The organism is Labrys sp. 22185 (genome assembly GCF_052045555.1).
Taxonomy (GTDB): domain Bacteria; phylum Pseudomonadota; class Alphaproteobacteria; order Rhizobiales; family Labraceae; genus Labrys; species Labrys neptuniae.
This window is the reverse complement of record NZ_JBQEPH010000002.1, coordinates 456,537-480,230: the sequence shown is the minus strand read 5'-3', so window position 1 is coordinate 480,230 and position 23,694 is coordinate 456,537. Positions and strand designations below refer to the sequence as shown.

The 23,694-nt window shown below is 61.6% G+C and carries 21 protein-coding genes; 15 read left to right on the top strand and 6 right to left on the bottom strand.

Going from position 1 to position 23,694, the window contains the following annotated elements; genetic code table 11:
- The first annotated feature begins 101 nt into the window (after window positions 1-101).
- The 3 genes from ACTJKX_RS06845 to ACTJKX_RS06835 all read left to right on the top strand — a co-directional run bounded on the left by ACTJKX_RS06845 (window position 102) and on the right by ACTJKX_RS06835 (window position 4,654).
- Window positions 102-2,510, top strand: coding sequence for a penicillin-binding protein 1A (locus ACTJKX_RS06845; protein WP_440724806.1), 2,409 nt, complete (start codon window positions 102-104; stop codon window positions 2,508-2,510).
- A 174-nt stretch (window positions 2,511-2,684) separates the two neighbouring features.
- Window positions 2,685-3,816, top strand: a protein-coding gene (gene prfB / locus ACTJKX_RS06840) for a peptide chain release factor 2 (protein WP_311938243.1) whose coding sequence is annotated in 2 segments (ribosomal slippage) — window positions 2,685-2,753 and window positions 2,755-3,816 — 1,131 coding nt in all. Because the reading frame shifts where the segments join, the coding sequence is not laid out codon by codon here.
- 52 nt (window positions 3,817-3,868) lie between these two features.
- Complete coding sequence (locus ACTJKX_RS06835) at window positions 3,869-4,654, top strand: inositol monophosphatase family protein (protein WP_440724805.1); 786 nt, start codon at window positions 3,869-3,871, stop codon at window positions 4,652-4,654.
- 42 nt (window positions 4,655-4,696) lie between these two features.
- On the opposite strand, the gene ACTJKX_RS06830 is transcribed toward ACTJKX_RS06835, so the two are convergent.
- Entirely contained in the window at window positions 4,697-6,361 is a 1,665-nt protein-coding gene (locus ACTJKX_RS06830) for an L-lactate permease (protein WP_440724804.1), read from the bottom strand.
- A gap of 137 nt (window positions 6,362-6,498) precedes the next feature.
- Window positions 6,499-8,328 carry a PHA/PHB synthase family protein gene (locus ACTJKX_RS06825; RefSeq protein WP_440724803.1) on the bottom strand — a complete coding sequence of 610 codons (1,830 nt, stop codon included), beginning with the start codon at window positions 8,326-8,328 and terminating at the stop codon, window positions 6,499-6,501.
- Between the two features lie 165 nt (window positions 8,329-8,493).
- Between ACTJKX_RS06825 and ACTJKX_RS06820 the strand changes: the two genes are divergently transcribed.
- The 7 genes from ACTJKX_RS06820 (at window position 8,494) to ACTJKX_RS06790 (ending at window position 17,197) form a co-directional block, all read left to right on the top strand.
- On the top strand, window positions 8,494-8,871 hold the full coding sequence (locus ACTJKX_RS06820) for a hypothetical protein (RefSeq protein ID WP_311938248.1): 378 nt from the start codon (window positions 8,494-8,496) through the stop codon (window positions 8,869-8,871).
- 136 nt (window positions 8,872-9,007) lie between these two features.
- The gene (locus ACTJKX_RS06815; RefSeq protein ID WP_394309161.1) at window positions 9,008-10,225 is read left to right on the top strand and encodes an LL-diaminopimelate aminotransferase; all 1,218 of its coding nucleotides are present in this window, start codon (window positions 9,008-9,010) and stop codon (window positions 10,223-10,225) included.
- Window positions 10,226-10,429: 204 nt separating this feature from the next.
- Entirely contained in the window at window positions 10,430-11,926 is a 1,497-nt protein-coding gene (guaB, locus tag ACTJKX_RS06810; RefSeq protein WP_367622627.1) for an IMP dehydrogenase, read from the top strand.
- Between the two features lie 131 nt (window positions 11,927-12,057).
- On the top strand, window positions 12,058-13,347 hold the full coding sequence (locus ACTJKX_RS06805; RefSeq protein ID WP_440724802.1) for an RsmB/NOP family class I SAM-dependent RNA methyltransferase: 1,290 nt from the start codon (window positions 12,058-12,060) through the stop codon (window positions 13,345-13,347).
- 70 nt (window positions 13,348-13,417) lie between these two features.
- Window positions 13,418-14,050 (top strand): hypothetical protein, encoded by a 633-nt coding sequence (locus tag ACTJKX_RS06800; RefSeq protein WP_440724801.1) that lies wholly within the window; start codon window positions 13,418-13,420, stop codon window positions 14,048-14,050.
- A 46-nt stretch (window positions 14,051-14,096) separates the two neighbouring features.
- On the top strand, window positions 14,097-15,647 hold the full coding sequence (guaA, locus tag ACTJKX_RS06795) for a glutamine-hydrolyzing GMP synthase (RefSeq protein WP_440724800.1): 1,551 nt from the start codon (window positions 14,097-14,099) through the stop codon (window positions 15,645-15,647).
- Window positions 15,648-15,940: 293 nt separating this feature from the next.
- The gene (locus ACTJKX_RS06790; protein ID WP_440724799.1) at window positions 15,941-17,197 is read left to right on the top strand and encodes a tyrosine-type recombinase/integrase; all 1,257 of its coding nucleotides are present in this window, start codon (window positions 15,941-15,943) and stop codon (window positions 17,195-17,197) included.
- Here the strand turns inward: ACTJKX_RS06790 and ACTJKX_RS06785 are convergent.
- Both ACTJKX_RS06785 and ACTJKX_RS06780 read right to left on the bottom strand, forming a co-directional pair.
- Entirely contained in the window at window positions 17,163-17,447 is a 285-nt protein-coding gene (locus tag ACTJKX_RS06785) for a helix-turn-helix transcriptional regulator (RefSeq protein ID WP_440724798.1), read from the bottom strand. The genes ACTJKX_RS06790 and ACTJKX_RS06785 overlap by 35 nt on opposite strands.
- Window positions 17,448-17,574: 127 nt before the next feature.
- A complete protein-coding gene (locus tag ACTJKX_RS06780) occupies window positions 17,575-18,144 on the bottom strand; it encodes a TetR/AcrR family transcriptional regulator (protein ID WP_440724797.1) in 570 nt (189 codons plus the stop codon).
- A gap of 75 nt (window positions 18,145-18,219) precedes the next feature.
- On the opposite strand from ACTJKX_RS06780, the gene ACTJKX_RS06775 reads away from it, so the two are divergent.
- The 5 genes from ACTJKX_RS06775 to ACTJKX_RS06755 all read left to right on the top strand — a co-directional run bounded on the left by ACTJKX_RS06775 (window position 18,220) and on the right by ACTJKX_RS06755 (window position 22,274).
- Entirely contained in the window at window positions 18,220-18,852 is a 633-nt protein-coding gene (locus ACTJKX_RS06775) for a glutathione S-transferase family protein (protein WP_440724796.1), read from the top strand.
- 34 nt (window positions 18,853-18,886) lie between these two features.
- The gene (locus ACTJKX_RS06770) at window positions 18,887-19,279 is read left to right on the top strand and encodes a VOC family protein (protein ID WP_440724795.1); all 393 of its coding nucleotides are present in this window, start codon (window positions 18,887-18,889) and stop codon (window positions 19,277-19,279) included.
- Between the two features lie 219 nt (window positions 19,280-19,498).
- Complete coding sequence (locus ACTJKX_RS06765) at window positions 19,499-20,701, top strand: MFS transporter (RefSeq protein ID WP_440724794.1); 1,203 nt, start codon at window positions 19,499-19,501, stop codon at window positions 20,699-20,701.
- Window positions 20,702-20,706: 5 nt separating this feature from the next.
- A complete protein-coding gene (locus ACTJKX_RS06760) occupies window positions 20,707-21,237 on the top strand; it encodes a MarR family winged helix-turn-helix transcriptional regulator (protein WP_440724793.1) in 531 nt (176 codons plus the stop codon).
- Window positions 21,150-22,274: a LysR family transcriptional regulator gene (locus tag ACTJKX_RS06755; protein WP_440724792.1), complete on the top strand. Its 1,125-nt coding sequence runs from the start codon at window positions 21,150-21,152 to the stop codon at window positions 22,272-22,274. Before ACTJKX_RS06760 ends, ACTJKX_RS06755 begins: the two co-directional genes overlap by 88 nt.
- A gap of 54 nt (window positions 22,275-22,328) precedes the next feature.
- On the opposite strand, the gene ACTJKX_RS06750 is transcribed toward ACTJKX_RS06755, so the two are convergent.
- Both ACTJKX_RS06750 and ACTJKX_RS06745 read right to left on the bottom strand, forming a co-directional pair.
- The gene (locus tag ACTJKX_RS06750; protein WP_440724791.1) at window positions 22,329-22,550 is read right to left on the bottom strand and encodes a DUF2274 domain-containing protein; all 222 of its coding nucleotides are present in this window, start codon (window positions 22,548-22,550) and stop codon (window positions 22,329-22,331) included.
- Between the two features lie 2 nt (window positions 22,551-22,552).
- Complete coding sequence (locus ACTJKX_RS06745) at window positions 22,553-23,686, bottom strand: TrbI/VirB10 family protein (protein WP_440724873.1); 1,134 nt, start codon at window positions 23,684-23,686, stop codon at window positions 22,553-22,555.
- Between the last annotated feature and the right edge of the window lie 8 nt (window positions 23,687-23,694).

The window sequence follows — 23,694 nt, the reverse complement described above, 5'->3', positions numbered from 1 at the left end:
GTCAACCGAATATGCCGGGGCTGCCGGTATGAAAACGAACGGCTTTGGCCCAAACCCGGCAATGGCAGGGCAGGGAAGATATTGCCGATGAAAGCGTTGTGATGAGACTTTTCGTTCGGTTCCTTGGATTTTTGTTCACAACGGCATCGATGTTGTTCCTTGTCGGGGGATCGTTCGTGGCCCTCTATGTCTGGGCCAACACGCGTGACCTGCCCGATACCGCTGCGCTCAAGGATTACGAACCGCCGGTGATGACGCGCGTGCATGCGGGCGATGGCGCCCTCCTGGCCGAATATGCCCGCCAGCGCCGCCTCTATCTGCCGATCGAAGTGATGCCGCCGCTCCTGATCCACGCCTTCATGTCGGCGGAGGACAATGATTTCTACAATCACGTCGGCATCGACCCCAAGGGCGTGCTGCGCGCGCTGATCGCCAATGTCACGCATAAGGGCCGTCGCCAGCAGGGGGCGTCGACCATCACGCAGCAGGTTGCCAAGAACTTCTTCCTCGCGCCCGACCAGAACATCGTGCGCAAGATCAAGGAAGCCATCCTGGCCCTGCGGATGGAGCAGACCTATTCCAAGGACAAGATCCTCGAGCTTTATCTGAACGAAATCTATCTGGGCATGGGCAATTACGGCGTAGCCGCCGCCGCTCTCAATTATTTCGGTAAATCGGTCGACGAACTCGGCGTCGCCCAGGTCGCCTATCTCGCTGCCCTGCCGAAGGGGCCGAACAACTACAATCCGATCCGCAATCACGATGCAGCCGTCGGTCGACGCAATTGGGTGATCGACCAGATGGTTTCCAATGGCTACATCTCCAAGGAAGAGGGACGGAAAGCGCAGGCTGAGCCCCTGGCCGTAACGCCGCGTTCCTTCGAAGGCGCCCAGAGCTACGCCGCCAATTATTTCACCGAGGAAGTCCGCCGCGAGATCGCAGAGCGCTATGGCGAGGACAAGCTCTATGAAGGGGGCTTGTCGGTACGCACCACGCTCGATCCGAAGCTCCAGCGCCTGGCACGGGATGCCATGGTGGCCGGACTGGTGCGCTTCGACGAGCGCGGCGGCTTCCGCGGCCCCGTCAAGAATGTCGACCTCGGCGAGGACTGGGGCGTGACCCTGGGGGCGGAAAAGCGCCTGAGCGACATCAAACCCTGGCAACTCGCCATTGTGCTCGATAGCGGCGACAACTCCGCCCGCATCGGCCTGCAGCCACCGCTGGACCGTTTCGGCTCGATCTCCACCGAACGCCCGACCGGCACCATCAATCTGGATGGCGTGAAATGGGCACGCAGCCGGGTCGGCAAGGTCAGCCAGATCCTGAAGGTCGGTGACATCGTCTATGTCGAGCCCAAGACCGATGGCACCTTCCGCTTGCGCCAGATCCCCGAAATCTCCGGCGCCATGGTGGTGATGGATCCCTATACCGGCCGTGTGCTCGCCATGGTGGGGGGCTTCTCCTTCGACCAGAGCGAGTTCAACCGTGCCACCCAGGCGCAGCGCCAGCCCGGTTCCTCCTTCAAGCCCTTCGTCTATGCCACCGCCATCGACAATGGCTATACGCCGGCCTCCGTGGTCATGGACGCGCCGATCGAAATCAACCAGGGCAATGGCGAGACTTGGCGGCCGTCCAACTATTCCAACAAGTTCTACGGCCCACAGACTTTGCGTTTCGGCATCGAATATTCGCGTAACGTCATGACGGTGCGGCTCGCCCAGGATGTCGGCATGCCGCTGATCGCCGAATATGCCCGCCGCTTCGGCGTCTATGACGACCTGCCGTCCTATCTGTCGGGCGCGCTCGGCGCCGGCACCACCACCGTGATGCGCATGGTTGCCGGTTACGGCATGCTCGAGAATGGCGGGCGCCTGATCAAGCCGACCTTGATCGACCGTATCCAGGACCGCTGGGGCAAGACCATCTACAAGCATGACGAGCGCATCTGCCAGGGCTGCAATGCCGACGACTGGAGCGATCAGGACGAACCCAAGCTGCTTGACCCGCGCGAGCAGGTGCTCGATCCGATGACGGCCTATCAGGTCACCTCCATGCTGGAAGGCGTGATCCAGCACGGTTCGGCCCAGACGCTGCGTTCGCTCAACCGCCCGATTGCCGGCAAGACCGGCACGACCAGCGACGAGAAGGATGCCTGGTTCATCGGCTACTCGCCCGATCTCGTCTGCGGGCTCTATGTCGGCTACGACACGCCGCGCCACATCGGCAACAAGGTCACGGGCGGCAGCCTCGCGGCGCCGATCTTCGGCACCTTCATGAAGACGGCCCTGGCCGACAAGGCACCCGTGCCCTTCCGCGTGCCGCCCGGCATCAAGCTGATCCGTATCGACCGCAAGACCGGCATGCGTTCGGATGGCAGCGGCGCCATCCTGGAAGCCTTCAAGCCCGGCACGGCACCGCCCGACAACTACACCGTCATCGGGTCCGGCAGCGGTGGCTCGGAGGGCGGCGGTGGCGGGCCCGTCTCGATGGGGACGGGCGATCTCTACTGATTGTCCTTTCCCTCGCCGGACAGCTTGCCTATATGAAGCCCGGCGAGGGTAAAGTGCGAGTTCTCCGAATCGTACTTTTTCTCCAACTCTTTGTTTCGACGCATTTTCTGAACCGAAAAGTCTGTCGACTTTTCTCGAAAGTGCTTTTGCCAATCTCGAACGGGCGATTCTTTCATGCGCGCTGAAATCCTGTCCCTGGCGGACGAAATCAAGCAGTCTGCTGGACTGCTGAGGAGGCATCTTTGACTGGGATACATCCTACGCCCGCCTGCAAGAACTGAACCATCTTTCCGAACAGTCCGACTTCTGGAACGACGCCGAGAAGGCGCAGAAGCTGATGCGCGAGCGCACCGATCTCGATGATCGGCTGTCAGCCCTCGTGCGCATCGAGAAGGATCTGGACGAAACCCTCGAACTCGCCGAGCTCGGTGAGGCGGATGGCGATGAGTCGATCGTCGACGAGGCGCAGGGCGCCTTGGCCCGGCTCAAGGACGAGGTGGTCGAACGCCAGTTCGAGGCCCTGTTCTCCGGCGAAGCCGACAACAACGACACCTACATCGAAATCAACTCCGGGGCTGGCGGCACCGAGAGCCAGGACTGGGCCAATATGCTGCTGCGCATGTATACGCGCTGGGGCGAGCGGCACCGTTTCAAGGTCGAGTTGATCGATTTCACGGACGGCGAAACCGCGGGCATCAAATCAGCCACCATCCTGCTCAAGGGCAACAAGGCCTATGGCTGGGCCAAGGTGGAATCGGGCGTGCACCGCCTCGTGCGCATTTCACCTTATGATTCCAACGCGCGCCGGCACACCTCTTTTGCCAGCGTCTGGGTCTATCCGGTGATCGACGACTCGATCAACATCGAGATCAACGAATCCGATTGCCGCATCGATACCTATCGCGCGTCCGGTGCCGGCGGCCAGCACGTCAACCGGACGGATTCGGCGGTGCGCATCACCCACATGCCCTCGGGCATCGTGGTCGCCTGTCAGCAGGACCGCTCGCAGCACAAGAACCGGGCCACGGCCTGGGCCATGCTGAAGGCGCGCCTCTACGAGGCCGAACTCAAGAAGCGCGAGGAAGCGGCGATGGCGACCCATGCCGGCAAGACCGACATCGGTTGGGGCCACCAGATCCGCTCCTATGTCCTGCAGCCCTATCAGATGGTGAAGGATACCCGCACCGGTTACACCTCGGGCACGCCCGGCGATGTGCTGGACGGTGACCTCGACGACTTCATGAAGTCCGCCCTGGCCCAGCGCGTCTATGGCGGCGGGCCGGATGCGGTCGAAGACATCGACTAGTGAGAAGCCGGGGTTGGCCCCGGCTTTTTCTTTTGAAATGAGTATGTTGCCAATGAGCTCCGATCCGATCTATCAGCGCTATTCCTTTGCTCACGGCCTGATCAAGGAGGCCGGTGCACTGGCGCTCGGCTATTTCAACGAGCTGGACAGCCTGACGGTGAAGAGCAAGGGCTTGCAGGACGTCGTCAGCGAAGCCGATCTGCAGACCGAGCTGCTGATCAAGAAACGCATTGCCGAATCCTATCCCGACGACGGTTTCTTTGGCGAGGAAACCGGGCCGAGCGGCATCGGCGACAAGCGCGGCATCTGGGTCGTCGATCCCATCGACGGCACCCAACCCTTCCTGAGCGGCCTGTCCTCCTGGTGTGTGTCGATCGCGTTCGTCCGTGATGGCGAGCTGCAATTCGGGCTCGTCTACGCGCCGAAGGACGACGAGCTCTTCGCCGGCGGGCTGATCGCGCCGGCGACCCTCAACGGCCGGCCGATCACCCCCCACAAGGGCGGCGCGCTCAGCGACGGCGTGGTCAGCGTCGGCTACAACAACCGCATCAAGCCGAGCGAGGTTCTAGCGGTTCTGGCGCGGCTGCTCGAGGCGGGCGGCATGTACCAGCGCAACGGTTCGGGTGCGCTGTGCCTGTGCTATGTCGCCTGCGGGCGCCTGCTCGGTTACGTCGAATCCCACATCAATTCCTGGGATTGCCTTGGCGCGATTGCCATTATCCGCGCCGCCGGCGGCCTGACCAACGACTTCCTGGCTGATGACGGCTTGGTGAAGGGCAATGCCATCATGGCTGGAGGGCCGGCCATCTATCCGGCTCTCCAGAAATTGCTCGGCTGAACCGAGATCCAGGCCGGCTGTCACCCTGGCCTGGAGACAATGTCACCCGAGCACCATGGCGGTGAAGGGATAGACATAGGCCTGCAGTGTCACGAACAGGCCGACCAGGCAGGCCAGGACGATCGAGTGTATGAACACGTAGCGCAGGATCGTGCCTTCATGACCGTACCAGTTGGTCGCGGTGGAGGCGACGACGATCGACTGTGCGTCGATCATCTTGCCCATCACGCCGCCAGAGGAGTTGGCTGCCGCCATCAACACCGGTGACAGGCCCAATTGCTGCGAGGTGATCTTCTGCAGATTGCCGAACAGCACGTTGGAGGAGGTGTCGGAGCCCGTCAGCGCGACGCCGAGCCAGCCGAGCAGCGTTCCGAAGAAGGGATAGAACACGCCCGTCGCCGCGAAGGCGAGGCCAAGGGTGGCGTCGACGCCGGACAGGCGCGTCAGCGTGCCGATGGCGAGCATGGCCGAGATGGTGATCAGCGAGATCGAGCACACCTTGATGGTGCGGCTATATTCGGCGATCAGCTTGGCCGGCGAGAACCCCATCAGCAGGCCCGACACGATGGCGGCCAGAAGCATGCCCGTGCCGGTGAAGGAGAGATAGGTAAAGGCGAACACCGCGGTTTCGGGCGTGGGTTTGGCCACGACGGGCGCCACCTTGTTGATCTGGTTGTGCAGGTCCGGCACCTGATAGTTCCAGGAGAAGATGGCATTGGCCCAGGTCTTGAAGGCGCCGGTGCCCCAGACCAGCATGAAGATGCAGACCAGGATCCAGGGAAGCAGCGCCCCCCAGAGCTGGGCTTGCGTCAAGGGCTTGCGATCGGCATCCGTGCGAGGCCTTGCCAGATCCGCTGACGGATCGTTGGTGCGCAGGGCGGGCGAGAGCCAGAGCTCCTTGGGCTGCCAGACCTTCAGGAAGAGGATCAGGCAGGCCATCGAAATCAGTGAGGCACCGATGTCGACGATCCAGGGGTTGATGTAGTTGGAGATCAGGAATTGCGGCACGGCGAACGAGATGCCCGTGACCAGGATGGCCGGCCACACTCCGATCATGCCACGCCAGCCGGCGAAGGCACCGATCACCCAGAAGGGCACGATCAGTGAAAACAGCGGCAATTGCCGGCCGACCATGGCTCCCAGCACATAGGGGTCGAGCCCGGTTACCGATGCCAGGCCCTGGATCGGCGTACCCAAGGCGCCATAGGCAACCGGCGCGGTGTTGGCGATCAGGGAGAGGCCGGAAGCCGCCAGGGGCGAGAAGCCGAGGCCGATAAGGATTGCGCCGGTGATGGCGACAGGCGTGCCGAAGCCGGAAGCCCCTTCGAAAAAGGCGCCGAAGGAGAAGGCGATCAGGAGCAATTGCAAGCGCCTGTCTTCGGTGACGCCGCCGATGGCCCGCTGCAGCAATTCGAAGCGGCCGCTCTCGACCGTGATGCGGTAGAGATAGATCACGTTGAGAACGATCCAGCCGATCGGGAAGAAGCCGGTAACGACACCGAGCAGGGAGGCCCGGATCGACAGGCCCGCGGGCATGGTAAAGATGAATATCGTGATGAGATTGGCGACGACGAGAGCGATCACCGCCGCGATGTGCGCCTTGACCTTGCCGCTGGCGATCAGAACTAGCAAGGTTACCGCAGGGATGGCGGCTGCTATGGTGGACAGTACTTCGTTGTCGAGAGGGTTGTAAGTCTGGTTCCACATGTGATGGCTTCCCGATGACGACTTTTATCGTTGGGGTATGCCATGCGGAAGTTCTGCTGATTTGACCGTAAAATCAAGGCAGATAACCAGATGTGGCCCTGCGCATTGCAGGGCCACCTGAGCCGTCCAATCCGGATTTAGGATTTCACGCGCACATAACTTCCCGGCGCGTCGCCGAGAGGCTTGCGGCGTCCGCCCGGCTTGCGCTTGTCGGCAGGAACCTCCTCGGGGGCCTGCTTCTTCAGCCAAGTCAACCAGTCCGGCCACCAGGAACCGGGGTGTTCGGTGGCTCCCTCCAGCCAGTCCTCATAGCTGCCGGCGACGGCGCCACCGAGCCAGTACTGGTATTTCTTGCGGGCGGGCGGGTTCACCACGCCGGCAATGTGACCGGAGCCGGACAGGACGTAGCGCACCGGCCCGCCAAAGGCCTGGGCACCGATGAAGACGGAATTGGGCGGGGCGATGTGATCCTCGCGGGTCGCCAGCTCATAGATCGGGATCTTCACCTTCTTGAGATCGAGGGTCTCGTCACCCACCACCATGCGCCCGCGCGTGAGATTGTTCTCCAGATAGCAGTTGCGCAGATAGAAGGAGTGGTTCTTCTCGGGCATGCGGGTGGCATCCGCATTCCAATAGAGCAGGTCGAAGGGCGTGGGCTGCTTGCCGCGCATGTAATTGTTGACGAGATAGGGCCAGATCAATTCCTGGCTGCGCAGCATGTTGAAGGCGGCGGCCATCTTGGAACCGGGAAAATAGCCGTGCTCGGCCATGGTCTTCTCGATCCATTGGATATGGTCCTCGTCGGCGAAGACCTTGAGGTCGCCGGCCTTGTCGAAATCGACCTGGGTGGCGAACAAGGTGGCCGAGGTTATGCGGGTATCGCCCTTGGCAGCCAGCCAGGCCAGCGTCACCGAGAGCAGGGTGCCGCCGACGCAATAGCCGATGGCGGAGACTTCCTTCTCACCGGTGATCTTGCCGATCTCGTCGAGGGCGGCGACCGGCCCTTCCTTCATATATTCCAGGAAGCCCTTGTTGCGCTGCTTCTCGTCCGGGTTCACCCAGGAGATCACGAAGACGGTCAGGCCCTGGTCGACGCACCATTTGATGAAGCTCTTTTCGGGCGTCAGGTCGAGCACGTAGAATTTGTTGATCCAGGGCGGGCAGATCAGGATGGGCCGCTTCAGCACGCTGGCCGTCGTCGGCGTATATTGCAGCAGCTCCATGGTGGCGTTGCGGAAAACCACCTTGCCCGGTGTGGTGGCGAGATTGACGCCTACCTCGAATTTCGAGGTGTCGGACTGGCGGATCTTCAGATCGCCATCGCCGGCATCGATATCCTCTTTCAGCATTTCCAGGCCGCGCACCAGGTTTTCGCCGTTCTCGGCCAGCGTGTCGCGAATGAGCGAAGGATTGGTGGCGATGAAATTGCTCGGCGAGATCGCGGCCGAGACCTGCCGCACATAGAAATCGGCCTTGTGGCGCAGGCGCGGCTCCAGGCCATCGGCCTCATGCACCAGCTTTTCCGCCCAGCGGCTGGTAATCAGATAGGCCTGCTTGAGCAGGTCGAAATACTGGTTCTGGCTCCATTCGGGGTCGCGAAAGCGAGCGTCCTTGGGGTCGGGCTCCGCAGCAGGCTTGGCTTCCTCACCGGCCATACGCTGCAGCGAGGAGGCCCACAGGGACATGAAACCACTGGCGAGGCTGGTCTGGGCCTGCAGGGCGCGCTGCGGGTCGGACAGCCAATATTGCGCCAGATGACCGATGGAATTGACTGCGTCGGCGACCTCCTCCGTGATGTCGCTCTTGACCCTGCCGTCCTCCCGTGGGCGCAGATAGGCCGCCAGAGCCTTGCCGCCTTCCTCCACAGCACGCCCCATATTGCGGGCAAGCGTTTCGATGTCGACCGGTCCAAAGGAGGCCAGCGACTCGGCCGAGGGAGGGGGATTGGAGTTTTTCTCGTTCTTCATCACGCCCCATCTTGGCTCTTTACGGCCCTTCATTAGAACATGTTTTTCCTTCCTGTGAATGCTTCTTCGCATCGCTTTGTGAACCATGACGGTGATTTCATCGATTTTCCCTGTTTGCCGATCGGCCAGCGCTCTATAAGAGAGGGGAGAAATTGCGAGAACGTCATGCGGATCCATTCCTTCCTCGTCGTCGCCGCAGTGGCTGGCATCGGGCTTGCCAGCTGTGCCGGCGGCTCCGGCCAGACCAGCAAGCGCCTCGGGCTGACCTCGGGTCCGTTACCGACGCCTCAACCCTTCGTGACGCAGTCCCGCACGAGCCAACCCAACGTCTATCCGCGGATCGGCGCTTTGCCGCCGCCGCGCAGTGACCAGATTCTGTCCATGAGCGAGCGTAAGGCGCTGGAGGCCAGCCTATTGGCGACGCCGGGCCGGCAGCCGAGCCCCGAGGAACTCAAGGCACGGGCGCAGGCCAACCGCAAGGTAGCCCAGAAGCGCGTTCCCCCGTCCCAGCGCAAGCATGTCGGCTTCTTCCCGCCGCAATGATCGATATCGCATTGTCGTGGATCGATTTTTCACGACCGGCGCAGATTTTTGGCATTTCTTTTGCCATCATTCTTCGAAATGATTTAGAGGTTCGCTCCCCGTAACCCTGAATGCGCCATCGCGCGAAAGCACCGTCATGTCCGACTTTTACTCAACCCGCCGTTTGCCGCCCTATGTCTTCGAGCAGGTCAACCGGGTGAAGGCGGCAGCGCGCGGGCAGGGGGCCGACATCATCGACCTGGGCATGGGCAATCCGGACCTGCCCACGCCGAAATTCATCACCGACAAGCTGATCGAGACGGCCCAGAAGCCGCGGACCAATCGCTATTCGGCGTCCAAGGGCATTCCGGGCCTGCGCAAGGCCCAGGCCAATTATTACGCCCGCCGCTTCGGCGTGAAGCTCAATCCGGACACCCAGGTCGTCGCCACGCTGGGATCCAAGGAAGGCTTCGCCAATATGGCGACCGCCATCACCGCGCCCGGCGACGTGGTGCTGTGTCCCAATCCGTCCTACCCGATCCATGCCTTCGGCTTCCTGATGGCAGGGGGCGTCATCCGTTCCGTCCCGGCCGAACCGAACGAGGACTTCTTCCGTTCCGCCGAGCGCGCGGTGAAGCATTCGATCCCCAAGCCGATCGCGGTGATCGTCTCCTATCCCGCCAATCCGACGGCCTGCGTCGCAAGCCTCGATTTCTACCGGGACCTGATCGCCTTCGCCAAGGCGAACGACCTGTTCGTGCTGTCGGACCTGGCCTATTCGGAAATCTATTTCGGCAGTGAGCCGACGCCGTCCGTGCTGCAGATCCCGGGAGCGATGGATGTCGCCGTCGAGTTCACCACCCTGTCCAAGACCTTCTCGATGGCGGGCTGGCGCATGGGCTTTGCGGTCGGCAATGAGCGGCTCTGCGCCGCGCTTGCCCGCGTGAAGTCCTATCTCGATTATGGTGCCTATACGCCGATCCAGGTTGCTGCTGCTGCCGCGCTGAACGGGCCGGAAGACTGCATCGCCGAAATGCGCGAGACCTATCGCAAGCGCCGCGATGCCCTGGTGGAGAGTTTTGCCCGTGCCGGGTGGGACGTGCCGATTCCGCCAGCCTCGATGTTCGCCTGGGCACCGATCCCGCCCAAGTTCAAGGAGCTGGGCTCGGTGGAGTTCTCCAAGCTCCTGATCGAGAAAGCCTCGGTCGCGGTGGCGCCCGGCATCGGCTTCGGCGAGCATGGCGACGATTTCGTGCGCATCGCCTTCGTCGAGAACGAGCAGCGCATCCGCCAGGCGGCGCGCAACATCCGCAAGTTCATGGAAGGCGCAGACCAGACGCTGCACAACGTGCTGCCGCTGACGAAGTCTGCGTGATCCGGTGTGCCGGTCTTCAGACCGGCACACCGAATTTTTCGTGATGACTAAAAATGCATGGCTGACAGGCAGTAAAAAGACGACTGCCTGTCTTTCCCTTGTCGATTTCAAATGGTAAACGATCGCGCCAACCCAGCTCCGGCGGCACGGATTCCAGCCCCCCGAAGCAGGATCGATTCCGCTTTTACTGATTGAGAGTTGGCAATGACACGCATCGTTGATTCATCGCTTTTCCCTGAAGCGCTCACCTTTGACGATGTGCTGCTGACGCCCGGGCACTCCGAGGTGCTCCCGGCCCAGGCTGACATCCGTTCGCGCGTCACCCGTTCCATCTCCGTCAACCTGCCGCTGCTGGCTTCGGCGATGGATACCGTCACCGAGGCGAACATGGCGATTGCCATGGCGCAGAATGGCGGCATCGGCGTGATCCACCGCAACCTTACCCCCGAAGAGCAGGCCGAACAGGTTCGCCAGGTCAAGCGTTTCGAGAGCGGCATGGTGGTGAACCCGATTACCATTCCGCCGGAGGCCACGCTGGCAGACGCGCTGGCCCTGATGAAGCGCCATCGCATTTCCGGCATTCCTGTCGTCACCGGCGCCGCTCCCGGCGTGCCCGGCATCCTGGTCGGCATCCTCACCAATCGCGACGTGCGCTTTGCCGACAAGCTCGACCAGCCCGTGGCCGAGTTGATGACCAAGGAACGCCTGGTCACCGTCAAGACCGGTGTGGCGCAGGAAGAGGCCAAGCGCCTGCTGCATCAGTTCCGCATCGAGAAGCTGGTGGTGGTCGACGAGGCCTATCGCTGCGTCGGCCTGATGACCGTCAAGGACATCGAGAAGGCCACGCTGCACCCCAATGCCTGCAAGGACGAGCAGGGGCGCCTGCGCGTCGCGGCGGCTTCCACCGTCGGCGATGGCGGCCATGCCCGTTCCGAAATGCTGATCGATGCCGGCGTCGACATGATCGTGGTCGACACGGCCCATGGCCATTCGCAGAAGGTGCTGGATGCGGTGTCGCGCATCAAGCGCCAGTCCAATTCCGTGCAGGTGGTGGCCGGCAATGTCGCCACCGGCGAGGCGACGCGCGCCCTGATCGGTGCGGGCGCCGATTCCATCAAGGTCGGCATTGGCCCGGGCTCGATCTGCACCACCCGCATCGTGGCCGGTGTCGGCGTGCCGCAGCTCACCGCCATCATCGACTCGGCCAATGCCGCGCGCGAGCATGACGTGCCTGTCATCGCCGATGGCGGTATCAAGACCTCCGGCGACTTTGCCAAGGCGATCGCGGCCGGTGCTTCGGTTGCCATGGTCGGCTCGATGCTGGCCGGCACCGACGAGACGCCTGGCGAGGTCTATCTCTACCAGGGCCGCTCCTACAAATCCTATCGCGGCATGGGCTCGATCGGTGCCATGTCCGCCGGCTCAGCTGACCGTTATTTCCAGGCCGACATCAAGGATTCGATGAAGCTGGTGCCGGAGGGCATCGAAGGCCAGGTGGCCTATAAGGGCCCGGTCTCGGCGGTGCTGCACCAACTCGCCGGCGGCCTGCGCGCCTCGATGGGCTATGTCGGCGCCGAGACGATCACGGATTTCCAGGAGCGGGCGCGGTTCGTGCGCATCTCCAATGCGGGTCTGCGCGAAAGCCACGTGCATGATGTGACCATCACCCGCGAGAGCCCGAACTATCCGGGACGGAATTGATGGAGCGCGGACATCGCAGCGACATGGAGAAATGTCGCGATGTCCGCTCTTATTCCTTATTTGCAACTGTCGTGTTTCCAAGAGCGGACAGGATGTCCGCGCTCCCAAGCCTTCGTGCTCCCAGGTGATCCTTGACCCCCTCCGCTCGTCTGTCCGCCGCCATCGAGATCCTGGCCGATATCGAAGCCCGACGCCGTCCCGCCGCCGATGCGCTCAAGGATTGGGGTCTCTCCCATCGCTTCGCCGGCTCAGGCGACCGGGCGGCGCTGGCCGGGCTGGTCTACGACACGCTGCGCCGCCGAGCCTCGGCACGCTGGCTGATGGACAGCGAGGCGCCCCGCGCCGCGCTGATCGGCATGCTGGTCCTGCAGCGCGGCGAGACGATCGAAACGCTCGACGCCCTGTTCACCGGCGAGCGCTTCGCGCCCGAACCCCTGACGGAGGACGAGCGCAAGGCGCTGGCCGAGCGCAAGCTCGAGCAGGCGGCGCCCGATATCCAGGCGGACGTTCCGAACTGGCTGTGGTCTTCCTTCGAGACGGCCTTCGGCGAGGACGCCATTGCCGAGGGGCGGGCTTTGGCCGAGCGCGCGCCGGTGGATCTGCGCGTCAATACGTTGAAGGCTTCGCGGGACAAGCTCCTCGCCGAACTCGAGCCGCTCCACGCCAGCGCGACGCCGCTGTCGCGCTGGGGCGTGCGCGTGCCGCTCGGCCCTGACGGCCGCAGCCCGGCCATCCAATCCGAGGAGAGCTTCCAGAAGGGCTGGTTCGAGGTCCAGGATGAAGGCTCGCAATTGGCCGGCCTCGTCGCGGCGGCCAAACCCGGCGAGCAGGTGCTCGACCTCTGCGCCGGTGGCGGCGGCAAGACGCTGGAATTCGCGGCCGCCATGGAGAACAAGGGGCAGGTTTTCGCCACCGACAGCGACAAGCGCCGCCTGGCGCCGATCCATGACCGGCTTGCCAGGGCAGGGGTGCGCAACGTCCAGGTCCGCACGCCACGGGGAAGTTTGCCAATCGACGACCTCGACGGCCGCATGGATCTGGTGCTGGTGGATGCGCCCTGCTCGGGAACCGGCACCTGGCGCCGCAGCCCGGACACCAAATGGCGCATGCGCCCGTCCAGCCTAGCCGACCGCCAGAAGGACCAGGCCACCGTGCTGAAGGCCGGGGCCAGGGCGGTGAAACCAGGCGGGCGGCTGGTCTTCGTCACCTGTTCGGTGCTGCCGGAAGAAAACGATGCCTCGGTGAAGGCTTTCCTGGCCGACCATGCCGATTTCACCGCTGCACCCCTGTCGGAGCTGGCCAAGGGCGCGGGGCTCTCGGCTTTCGCGCGGTTCGGCTCGTCGGGCGGCACCGGCCTGCAGCTTTCGCCCCACCGCTCCGGCACCGACGGCTTTTTCATCGCCCTGCTGCACCGGGCTTGATCGGCGTCGATTTGTCCTCGCATTGAGCGATGATGCATCTTCCCTGATTGCATGATGTTCGGGGGCACGGATGAAGCGATTATGGGATCTTGCGAGCTTGGCTGCGGCTGGCCTTGCAGGCTTCTGTGCATTCGGCACAGCGTCGGCGTCCGATGGTGCGGCATCCGCCTTCGACCTGCTGTTTCGCAGCGATCTAAAGCTACCGGCGCGCACGGTCCTCCTGACGGCTCGTGAGGAGGGATGGCGCTCCGAGTATTGGTTTGCGAGTGACGACAGTGGCGGTCCGGAGATCGCAATCTGCATCGAGCGCGGACCGATCATCCTGCCGGCGGGCAAGGAAGTCATGCTGCGGGTCACTTCCGTCGATGTCATTCACACGTTGAGCATCCCCGAACTCGGCGTGACGATTGACGCGATACCAGGCCGTCTGAACGAAAAAGACCATGAAGCCGGCGAAGGTCGGGCGCCTTGTTGCGCAGGCAACTATCGAGAAGGTGGGCAAAACGAGCCGCAAGACCCTGGATCTGACTATTCTCGAGCCCGCGGCCTACGCATCCTGGGTCGAGAAGGCTTCGCAGACGCGGTCCTGTACGGCAGAATAAAAGAGTACGTGATTTTCGTGGCCGATGGATCGGTTCTGCGCAGAATCACAAAGATGGAGCCGATTTCCTCTCTTCATTTGTGCGTATTTGCAAGAAATTGATCCTCCCTCGGTTGCATCGAAAGCCCCGGTCGACTACCTCCCTGCCATGACACACAACGCCATCCTCATCATCGATTTCGGTTCGCAAGTCACCCAGCTGATCGCACGCCGCGTGCGCGAAGTCGGCGTCTATTGCGAGATCCATCCCTTCCAGAGCGCCGCCGAGGCCTTCGAGAGACTGAAGCCGAAGGGCGTGATCTTCTCCGGCGGCCCGGCTTCGGTGACGACGGCCGGCAGCCCCCGGGCACCGCAGGCGGTGTTCGATGCCGGCGTGCCGATCCTGGCGATCTGCTATGGCCAGCAGACGCTGGCGACCCAGCTGGGCGGCAAAGTCGAGGGCGGGCACGCCGCCGAGTTCGGCCGTGCCGATGTCGAGATCCTCGAGGCGAGCCCGCTGTTCGACGGTTTCTGGGAGCCGGGCAAGCACTATCCGGTGTGGATGAGCCATGGCGACCGCGTCACAGAGCTGCCCGCCGGCTTCAAGGTGGTTGGCACCTCCGAGAATGCGCCCTTTGCCATCGCGGTGAACGAGGAACGGCGCTACTACACCACCATGTTCCATCCCGAGGTGGTGCACACGCCCGATGGCGGCAAGCTCCTGAAGAACTTCGTGCAGAAGATCGTCGGCATCGAGTCGGACTGGACCATGGCGGCCTATCGGGCCGAGATGATCGAGAAGATCCGCAAGCAGGTCGGCAAGGGCAGGGTGCTTTGCGGCCTGTCCGGCGGCGTCGACTCCTCCGTGGCCGCCGTGCTGATCCATGAGGCGATCGGCGACCAGCTCACCTGCGTCTTCGTCGATCACGGCCTGATGCGGGCCGGTGAAGCCGACCAGGTCGTCGGCCTCTTCCGCGAGCACTACAACATCCCCCTGGTGCATGTGGATGCGTCCGAGCGCTTCCTCGGCGAGCTCGCCGGCGTCACCGATCCGGAAGTGAAGCGCAAGACCATCGGCCGCCTCTTCATCGAGGTCTTCGAGGAAGAGGCCCGCAAGATCGGGGGGGCCGAATTCCTGGCCCAGGGCACGCTCTATCCCGACGTGATCGAGAGCGTCTCCTTCTCCGGGGGCCCCTCGGTGACGATCAAGTCGCACCACAATGTCGGCGGCCTGCCCGAGCGCATGAACATGAAGCTGGTGGAGCCGCTGCGCGAACTCTTCAAGGACGAAGTCAGGGCGCTCGGCCGCGAACTCGGCCTGACCGAAGCCTTCGTCGCCCGCCATCCCTTCCCGGGCCCGGGCCTCGCCATCCGCATTCCCGGCGAGATCACGCGCGAAAAGCTCGACACGCTGCGCGCGGCCGATGCCATCTATCTCGACGAGATCCGCAAGGCCGGCCTCTATGACAAGATCTGGCAGGCTTTCGCCGTGCTGCTGCCGGTGCGCACCGTGGGCGTGATGGGTGACGGGCGCACCTATGACAGCGTCTGCGGCCTGCGCGCCGTGACCTCGGTCGACGGCATGACCGCCGATTTCTTCCCCTTCGACATGAACTTTCTCGGCCGGGCCGCGACCCGGATCATCAACGAGGTGAAGGGCATCAACCGGGTGGTCTACGACGTGACGTCGAAGCCACCCGGGACGATCGAGTGGGAATGATTTTTGCCTATCCGAGCGTATCCGAAACTACGCCAGAGTACGATCTAACCCATTGATAAAAATAAATATTTCTATCTCTATCTATCGGCACCTATCGGTGCGTAGAGATCAGAAGCGGCGGCCCGCTTGACGGCCCTCGCGCATATTGATCACGTGGAAATTTGAAAGTACCGTCAGGGCAGATGAGGCTCCTGACGGTACTTTTTTGACGCTAAGCTGCTGACAATACGCAGACTTTTCCGACGAGAGCCCCCCAAAACCGCGTGACGGTACTTTTTTGGAGGAGGCATACCATGTTGACGGACGCGGCGCTCAAGGCGCTGAGACCACAAGATAAAATTTACAAGGTGACGGACCGCGATGGCATGTATGTGCGCGTTGCGCCATCCGGCGCTCTCTCGTTCAGGCTGGACTATCGGCTCAATGGACGACGCGAGACGGTTTACCTGGGCAAATACGGTCGAGATGGGATCTCGCTCGCGCGGGCTCGGGAACTGTGCCTAGACGCGCGGCGAGCGATCAGCGAAGGCCGCTCGCCGGCGATTGAGAAGCAGCGCGAGAAGCGACGTATCAAGGAGGCGAAGAGCTTCGGGGAGTTCGGCGAAAAGTGGCTGGTGAACGCGCCGATGGCCGATAGCACCCGCGCGATGCGTCGTTCCATCTTTGAAAGAGAGCTGTTGCCAGTTTGGCGCAACCGCTTGCTTACCGAGATCACGCCGGACGATCTTCGCGCCCAATGCGGAAAGATTGTCGATCGCGGCGCTCCAGCGACGGCGATCCATGTCCGGGACATCCTGAAGCAGATCTACGGGTTCGCGATCTTGCATGGCGAGAAGGTGGCCAATCCGGCCGACGACGTCGGACCAGCGTCGATCGCGACGTTCACGCCGAAAGATCGGGCTCTGTCGCCAGCCGAAATTCGAGTGATGCTAAAAGAGCTGGAAAAGGTCGCCACGCTGCCGACGATCCGGCTGGGGATGCGGCTCTTCCTACTGACAATGGTGCGTAAGAGCGAACTGCAGGACGCGGTATGGGACGAGGTCGACTTCGAGAACGCTGTTTGGACAATTCCCAAGGAGCGGATGAAGCGGTCAAAGGCGCACAACGTCTATCTGTGCCGCCAGACTCTCGACATCATGATTGCGCTCAAGACCTGCGCCGGGAACTCCCGGTATCTGTTGCCGTCGCGCTACGACGCCGATGCTCCAATGTCTCGCGCTACGTTCAATCGGGTCACATATTCGGTCGTGGAGCAGGCCAAGCAAGATGGGCTGCCACTCGAACCATTCACGGTTCACGACCTGCGGCGGACAGGCTCGACCCTGCTAAACGAACTGGGTTTCAATAGGGATTGGATCGAGAAGTGCTTGGCGCACGAAGACGGTCGCTCGTCGCGCGGAGTCTATAACAAGGCTGAATACGAGGTTCAGCGTCGGCACATGATGCAGGAGTGGGCAGACACCGTGGACGCATGGGTCGACGGTCGCAGGCATGCCCCCACGCTCTTGCCTGCAGCTATGCCTTTGATGGAACTCGATCCCGCCCTTTGACTGGACGGGATTTACGCTTGGTGACGTCAGGGTGTTGCGCACGACGGATCGGGTTGGTCCGTCGTGCGATCAACCAAGCCTCGACCTCGGCCAAATCCCAGACGATGCAACGTGGGGAGAGCGCGAAACGCCGTGGGAATTCGCCACGTTGCTCCATTTCATAAATAGTGCTGTCAGCCATCGGCACCATCTCACGCAATTGTTGCCGCCGGATCGTTCTCCGAAGCTGCATAGTGTCGATCTGCGCCATTCTCAATCTCCGCCATTGCTGAGGCGATTGAGAACGATAGGTATTGATAACGGAAGCCCCCTCGGGCAGGCGTACGGCAATTTCGCACTATAGCGTACACACCGGCGGGGTCATGCTGGACAACAAACTACAACAATAACGAGGCGGCGGCATTGCGCGCCGCTGTCATCGGACGAGAGACTCCCCGCAAATAGCTCTCAATTACTGCTCCATCGAGTAGAAGCACGATCTGATCAGCAAGCTCCGATCGTCGCAACCTTGTCCGCTCAAGGCTGTTTTGAATGTGGCGTCGAAGCCCTCGCTTATATTGTTGCACGATTTCGTAGATGGGACTGCGTGGTTCCGCCTCTTGCAAACTCGCATGAATAAATGGGCACCCTCGGTAATGGGGTTTCTTGGTTCTCGCTTCGTAAAAATCGAAAATCGCTCCGATGCGCGATGCTTCTGTCTCATAGTTCGATGAAGCTCGCTCTAGCGACGCGAGCGTATCTGCTGCCATTTCTTTATAGACTGCTTCGGTAAGAGCTTCCTTTGACGGAAAATTATTATAAAGCGTCATTCTAGCGACGCCCGCGGTCTCTGTGACCTCGTTGATCCCAACGTTGGCCGCCCCTCGCCTGAGGAACAATCCCCGCGCGGCGTCTATGAGACGCTCACGGCCATCGCCGGTTGTCCTTCCTCTGGTTGCGTGTCCCATATTGCTTTTCCATGTTTGACATGCTTACGGCCCCAGATATGTTAGGTAGATCGGTCTACATATTCAAGGTACGTCATGCTGAAGCTTTGGTACTCTCCGGGAGCCTGCTCATTAGCTCCGCACATTCTCCTATATGAAATCCGCGTGCCGTTTGAGGCGATCGAAACGCCCGTCTCCTCCGGAGCCCATTTGACGTCCGAATTTACCCGCCTGAACCCAAAGAATAGGGTGCCGGTTTTGGCAACTGAAGGGCACGTTATTACGGAGCTTCCCGCCATCTCCGCCGCAATATCGCTTAGAGCGCCCGAGCTTGGATTGATGGGTCGCAGCGCGATGGAAAAGGTTCGGGTGCTCGAGTGGCTGAATTGGCTCTCAGGCACGGTGCATGGTCAGGGTTTCGGATGCCTCTGGCGGCCGCAACGCTTCACTGCGGCGGAGAGCGCCTTTGAAGGTATCAAAAAGCAAGGGCAGGCGACGATCGCTGAGTGTTTTCAAGCGATAGAGCAGCGAGTCGGTGACGCTCACGCATCTGGCACTTCCTTTACCGCTGTGGACGCTTTCCTTCTCGTGTTCTTCCGTTGGGGCAATCGAATCGGCTTGAACATGCATGACCGCTACCCCCGGTTCACGGCGCTCGTAGCGGCTTTGGCAGAACGACCCTCGGTTCAATCCGCACTGCGAGCTGAGCGAGTTAGCTTGGCCGGTTGAAAGAAAAGATAAGAAGCGAGGTCTTATGCAAAGAATGTTTCTCACGTCGCTTCTGGTGCGTGATTATGATGAAGCGATCGACTACTTCGTCGGACGGCTTGGCTTCGAAGTCCGTGTCGACAAACGACTAAGCGACGAAAAGCGTTGGGTCGTTATTGCGCCGGAGGGAGCGGGCCATGGGTGCATACTGCTTGCGAAGGCTAGTAACGAGCGTCAAGAGAGACAGATCGGCGACCAGTGTGGCGGCCGCGTGTTTCTTTTTATTGATACAGATGATTTTGCGCGAGATTACGAAAAATATCTAAGCCGAGGCGTGAGGTTTGTTCGGCCGCCACATCATGAGGATTATGGGACCGTTGCGGTCTTCGAAGACCTCTATGGCAATCGCTGGGACCTAATCCAGCACACCGGGTACTTTGGTATATAGCTCGACTGAGGCGATTTACTGGGAGAAACAATCTGAACGAACCCGCGTGCGGCTTGCGAGCGAGCTCAAATCCTCTCGATTCCCGCATGATGGCAGCCACTCGCGCGTATTTTTCAGTTGCAAACTGACGTCGAAAATTTATATGTATGACGCGTGCATATATTGGACGGGCTATCTGGTTCTGCTGGTGGCGCGATCTGCCGGTGGAAGGGGCTTGGAATGAGCAGTACGTCGCTGAGGGCGGTGATTCCGCTTTCGATACTCACGGCCGTGGGATTGTTGGCAACAGATCTATATCTACCCTCCGTCTCGTCTCTGCCCTCGGAAATCGGCGGCACCGTTCCGCAAGCGCAGGCGACGCTCGCCGTCTTCCTGGCGAGCCTAGCGCTATCGCAGCTGCTCTGGGGGGTAGCCGCTGATCGGTTCGGTGGGAAAGCAGTCCTTAAAGTCGCGATCGGGCTCCAAATCCTGGCTGGGATGGCCTGCGCGGTGGCGCCTTCGATGGGCGTTCTGATAGTCGGAAGAGCTTTTCAGGGCTTAGGCGTTGGCGCCGCGACCGTCGTCGTCCCTTCGTTGATACGGCAGCGGTTCAGCGACCGCGATACGGTTCGTGCAATGTCGTGGCTAGGTATCGCGGAGAGTCTCATACCGGCTGTAGGACCGATCGCAGGGACTGCGTTATTGAGTGTGACGGATTGGCGTGCCAGCTTTTGGATTGTCACTGGTATCACACTCGTCTTGACACCGTTTGCATTGAGAAGCGTCCCTGAACACCAGCGCGCGAAGGGCGGCAAGAACTCATTCGGTTACACGGTGTTACTCCGTGATGCTGCCTATATTGGGTATGCTCTTGGCCATGCGCTCTGCTTCGCGGCGCTTTTGACTTTTGTTGCTAGCGCACCGCAAGTCGTTCAAATCTGGCTGCGCGCTGAACCGCAGACGTTCGCTATCCTCCAGGCTCTCGGCGTATCCGCCTTCGTTGTTTCGGCTTCCCAGAGCGGTCGGCTGACTGCGTCGTATGGTATCGATCGGTTGATTGGTGCAGGGGTCGTGCTGCAGGTAGTTGCCACAGCTGCGATGCTCGCGCTGGCGTTATTGGAAGCTCGCTCCGCAACCGCGCTAGTGGCGACATGGGTCCTGTTTTGCGGCGCTCTAGGTCTAAGAGGGCCGGCGACGATGGCGCGCGCCCTCGACGTCGCCCCGGAATATGTTGGCCGGGCGTCGGGCCTTCTTATGTTTCTCGCGCTCGGGCTCGCTGCGGCAGGTACTCAAGCTGTCGCACCATTCTTGGTTGGTGGCCTGCTGCCCGTAGCGGTGATCTCGCTCGGGTACACACTGGGAAGTGCAGTAATTATCCTGATGGGGTGGCAATTCCGTGTCAAAACCAAAGAACATAGGGTTTTGTGTTCGGTTGAGGAGTGAGGGTTATGGGTAGCGGAGCAGACTCGGAAACGCTCCTAGGGACGCTCTCAATTTTGATTGCAGACAGGGTCGCTGCGAGCTTTCGCGAGCTCGGTGTTTCCTTGACTGATGCGGCCACTCTACTATGCATCCACGAACATCCGGGTGTGAACATCGGGCACGTCGCCCAGACCGCAGATATCTCTCACTCCGCTGCCGTCAGATCAGTTGACCGTCTTGTGGAACGTGAGTTGGTCGGCCGCTGGGTATCTCCGGCAGATCAGCGGGCGGTAGAACTTACGTGCACCTCATCGGGCAAATCCCTAAGTCGACAATTATTTGAAGCGCGACGGGAAGCTGCGCGCACTTCCATGGAGCGGTTGAGCTCGGAACAGAGAGTAGTCTTCGCGGAGTTCGTTGATTTAATGCTGGAAGGTCTCGCTGAACGGCGATCTGAAGCGTGGCGCTTATGCCGGTTCTGCGATCGCAGCATTTGTCCCATTCCGGCCTGTCCCATCGGCCGTTGCGTGCGCGTCGAAGACACAGGCGGCCGATGAGTCCAGCTCGGTCGAACTGCGGGCCGTCGACAGGTTCGTCGAAGCAAGTGCGCCGCCACAGGGGCCAGCTTGAGGCGAACATTGACGTCGGACGCCTTCAATATCTGTTGGCGGCTGCCGAGATCGGAAGCTTCCGTCGTGCCGCTGAAATCCTTGGAGTACATCAATCAAGTGTAAGTCGCGCGGCCCAACAACTCGAAGAATTGTTGGGAGTGTCGCTCTTCGAGCGAGGCCATTTCGGAGTGCGGCTAACTCAAGCCGGACATCGATTCTTGGCAGATGCTATGCCAGCGGTCGAGCAATTGGATGCGGCTCGGCGCTCAGCAGGGGCGGTCGGGCGCGCAGAGGTAGGGATTGTTCGCGTAGGAATCTTCACGTCGCTTGCTGGGGGGTTCTTGCGACAGCTCCTTCATTGTTACTCGAGTAGGTTTCCTTCGGTGTCAATTGACGTACATGATGGAGGCCGACGCGAACACTTGGCTGCAGTACGTACACATCGACTCGACATTGCGTTCATTACGGGCGCCGGACCTATCGAGAAGTGCGAAACGGCCGAACTCTGGCGCGAAAGGGTATACGTCGCAATGCCTAGTGATCATCCGCTAGCGGCAAAGGACCGGATCGAGTGGAATCTTCTTCAGAACGCCCATTTCATCGTCAGCCGCAGTGAGCCCGGCCCGGAGGTGCACAGCTATATCATGCGCCGGAGCGCAGATTTCAGCACATATCCGAACATCGAAGAGAAGGCGGTATTGCAGGATACCCTGATGAATCTGGTAGCGCTCGGGCAAGGAATTACGCTTGTCTCTGCTGCATGGAATTCGGTTGCGGTGCCGGGGCTCGTTCTTCGTCCGCTCACTGCCGCTGAGGATATCGTGCCATTCAGCGCCGTCTGGTCGCCGAAAAACGACAATCCGGCGCTGCGTCGCCTATTGAGCGTCGCCCACATTTTGGCGGGCCGCTGGAGGAAGGGATCCTCTGATTGGGCTACCGAAACATCGTTCAGTGCTTGCATGAAGCAGCTTCCGATCGACTAGGGGGTGGAGCGCTGCGGTGACCTTCGGAAGTTGGATGGAGGCGCCCGGCGACACCTAGGGCTCTTCTCGCGCTCCCCGGACAAAACCGCGGTCTGTTTTCATGAACCGGTCGAGCATCGGAACGATTAATCTAACTGGATCTGAGACTGTTGTGCCCTGTTGACGTCCCAACAACTCGGCATATCGCACTAAGTCTCGATAGAGAGTGGCAGGTATTTCGATGCTTACCTTGATCGGCTTTTCGTCAATAAGTGCCCCTAACTTCAGTTTCGCCATTGCTAAACTCCATATGGTTCTAGGATCAGGTCGCGAGTCACGATCACCCGAACCGGGAAGCCCGGCCGGATCGTCAGCGTCGGCGCGATGTTGAGCTGGCGACGGATGATCTGCTGGCCAGCGTCGTTGATCGTGTCCTGGCCGCCGTTGCGGATCGCCTGGATCAGCCGGTCATCGTCATTGGTGGCGAGTTCAGCGCCGACACTCAGGAGCGTCGAGAGTCCTGCAGCCTTGGCGAGATCCCACCAGTGGTAGTCGACACCGTCTTGCAGGCCGGCATAGCCCTCGGCATCGGCGCCAGGTTGGCGTTCGAGCACGATGCTGCGGCCATTCGGGAAGATCAGGCGGTTCCAGACCAGAAGGACCCGGCTCTGCCCGAACTGGACGTTGTTGTCGTACTGGCCGATGACGCGGGTGCCCTGCGGGACCAGAAGGATGCGGCCGGTCGGGCTGTCGTAGATGTTCTCGGTGACCTGGGCGGTGATCTGGCCCGGGAGGTCGGAACGGATGCCGGTGATCAGCGCCGCCGAGATCACCGCGCCCGCCTGCAGGATGTTCGGCGACGCCGGCGCGGCGACGCGATCGGCCGCGACAGTGCGCCGGTCAACCGGAGCGTTGAGGAAGGCCTGCTGCCGCTCCTGAGCCGTTGGCGTCGCCGCCGGCGGCGCGAGGCCAAGGCTCGTGAGATCGGGCTGCGCCAGCGTCTGCGTGCTCGTCGTCGCCGGCGTCATGGTGCGCGCCTCCGAGGCCGCAAACAGCCGGCTGGTCCGCGCCGTCTCGATCTCCTGTAGCCGGCGCTGCTCTTCCGGGCTGATACCGGGCTGCACCGGCGCCACGCCCGGCGCCGGCACGGGTTGGCCGCGGTTCTGCGCGCTGACGATCGGCCGGCCGAGATCGCCGGGCAATGGCGGCCCGAGCTGGGGCACGCCGGTATAGTCCCGCGGCAGACCCTGAAGGCCGTCCGCCGTCGAGCGGTTGTCGGTCGAATAGAGTTCCTCGGGCGGCCGCCCGCCGTTGCGGGTCTGGAGCGCGTAGACCAGCGCGCCGCCGAGGCCGAGGCTCGCCACCAGGCCGAGCCCGGCGAGAACCTTGCGCGACAGCCGGGTAACGCGCGGAGCCTCTGCGCGCAGCCGCATCGGCGCGG

Coding starts and splice junctions, on each gene's coding strand:
- ACTJKX_RS06830 (WP_440724804.1), bottom strand. CDS start 6,361: ATGTGGAACCAGACTTACAACCCTCTCGACAACGAAGTACTGTCCACC.
- guaB (WP_367622627.1), top strand. CDS start 10,430: ATGACACGCATCGTTGATTCATCGCTTTTCCCTGAAGCGCTCACCTTT.
- ACTJKX_RS06745 (WP_440724873.1), bottom strand. CDS start 23,686: ATGCGGCTGCGCGCAGAGGCTCCGCGCGTTACCCGGCTGTCGCGCAAG.
- ACTJKX_RS06815 (WP_394309161.1), top strand. CDS start 9,008: ATGTCCGACTTTTACTCAACCCGCCGTTTGCCGCCCTATGTCTTCGAG.
- ACTJKX_RS06770 (WP_440724795.1), top strand. CDS start 18,887: ATGTTTCTCACGTCGCTTCTGGTGCGTGATTATGATGAAGCGATCGAC.
- ACTJKX_RS06800 (WP_440724801.1), top strand. CDS start 13,418: ATGAAGCGATTATGGGATCTTGCGAGCTTGGCTGCGGCTGGCCTTGCA.
- ACTJKX_RS06775 (WP_440724796.1), top strand. CDS start 18,220: ATGCTGAAGCTTTGGTACTCTCCGGGAGCCTGCTCATTAGCTCCGCAC.
- ACTJKX_RS06825 (WP_440724803.1), bottom strand. CDS start 8,328: ATGAAGAACGAGAAAAACTCCAATCCCCCTCCCTCGGCCGAGTCGCTG.
- ACTJKX_RS06750 (WP_440724791.1), bottom strand. CDS start 22,550: ATGGCGAAACTGAAGTTAGGGGCACTTATTGACGAAAAGCCGATCAAG.
- ACTJKX_RS06820 (WP_311938248.1), top strand. CDS start 8,494: ATGCGGATCCATTCCTTCCTCGTCGTCGCCGCAGTGGCTGGCATCGGG.
- ACTJKX_RS06845 (WP_440724806.1), top strand. CDS start 102: ATGAGACTTTTCGTTCGGTTCCTTGGATTTTTGTTCACAACGGCATCG.
- ACTJKX_RS06835 (WP_440724805.1), top strand. CDS start 3,869: ATGAGCTCCGATCCGATCTATCAGCGCTATTCCTTTGCTCACGGCCTG.
- ACTJKX_RS06780 (WP_440724797.1), bottom strand. CDS start 18,144: ATGGGACACGCAACCAGAGGAAGGACAACCGGCGATGGCCGTGAGCGT.
- ACTJKX_RS06765 (WP_440724794.1), top strand. CDS start 19,499: ATGAGCAGTACGTCGCTGAGGGCGGTGATTCCGCTTTCGATACTCACG.
- guaA (WP_440724800.1), top strand. CDS start 14,097: ATGACACACAACGCCATCCTCATCATCGATTTCGGTTCGCAAGTCACC.
- ACTJKX_RS06790 (WP_440724799.1), top strand. CDS start 15,941: ATGTTGACGGACGCGGCGCTCAAGGCGCTGAGACCACAAGATAAAATT.
- ACTJKX_RS06755 (WP_440724792.1), top strand. CDS start 21,150: ATGCCGGTTCTGCGATCGCAGCATTTGTCCCATTCCGGCCTGTCCCAT.
- ACTJKX_RS06785 (WP_440724798.1), bottom strand. CDS start 17,447: ATGGCGCAGATCGACACTATGCAGCTTCGGAGAACGATCCGGCGGCAA.
- ACTJKX_RS06760 (WP_440724793.1), top strand. CDS start 20,707: ATGGGTAGCGGAGCAGACTCGGAAACGCTCCTAGGGACGCTCTCAATT.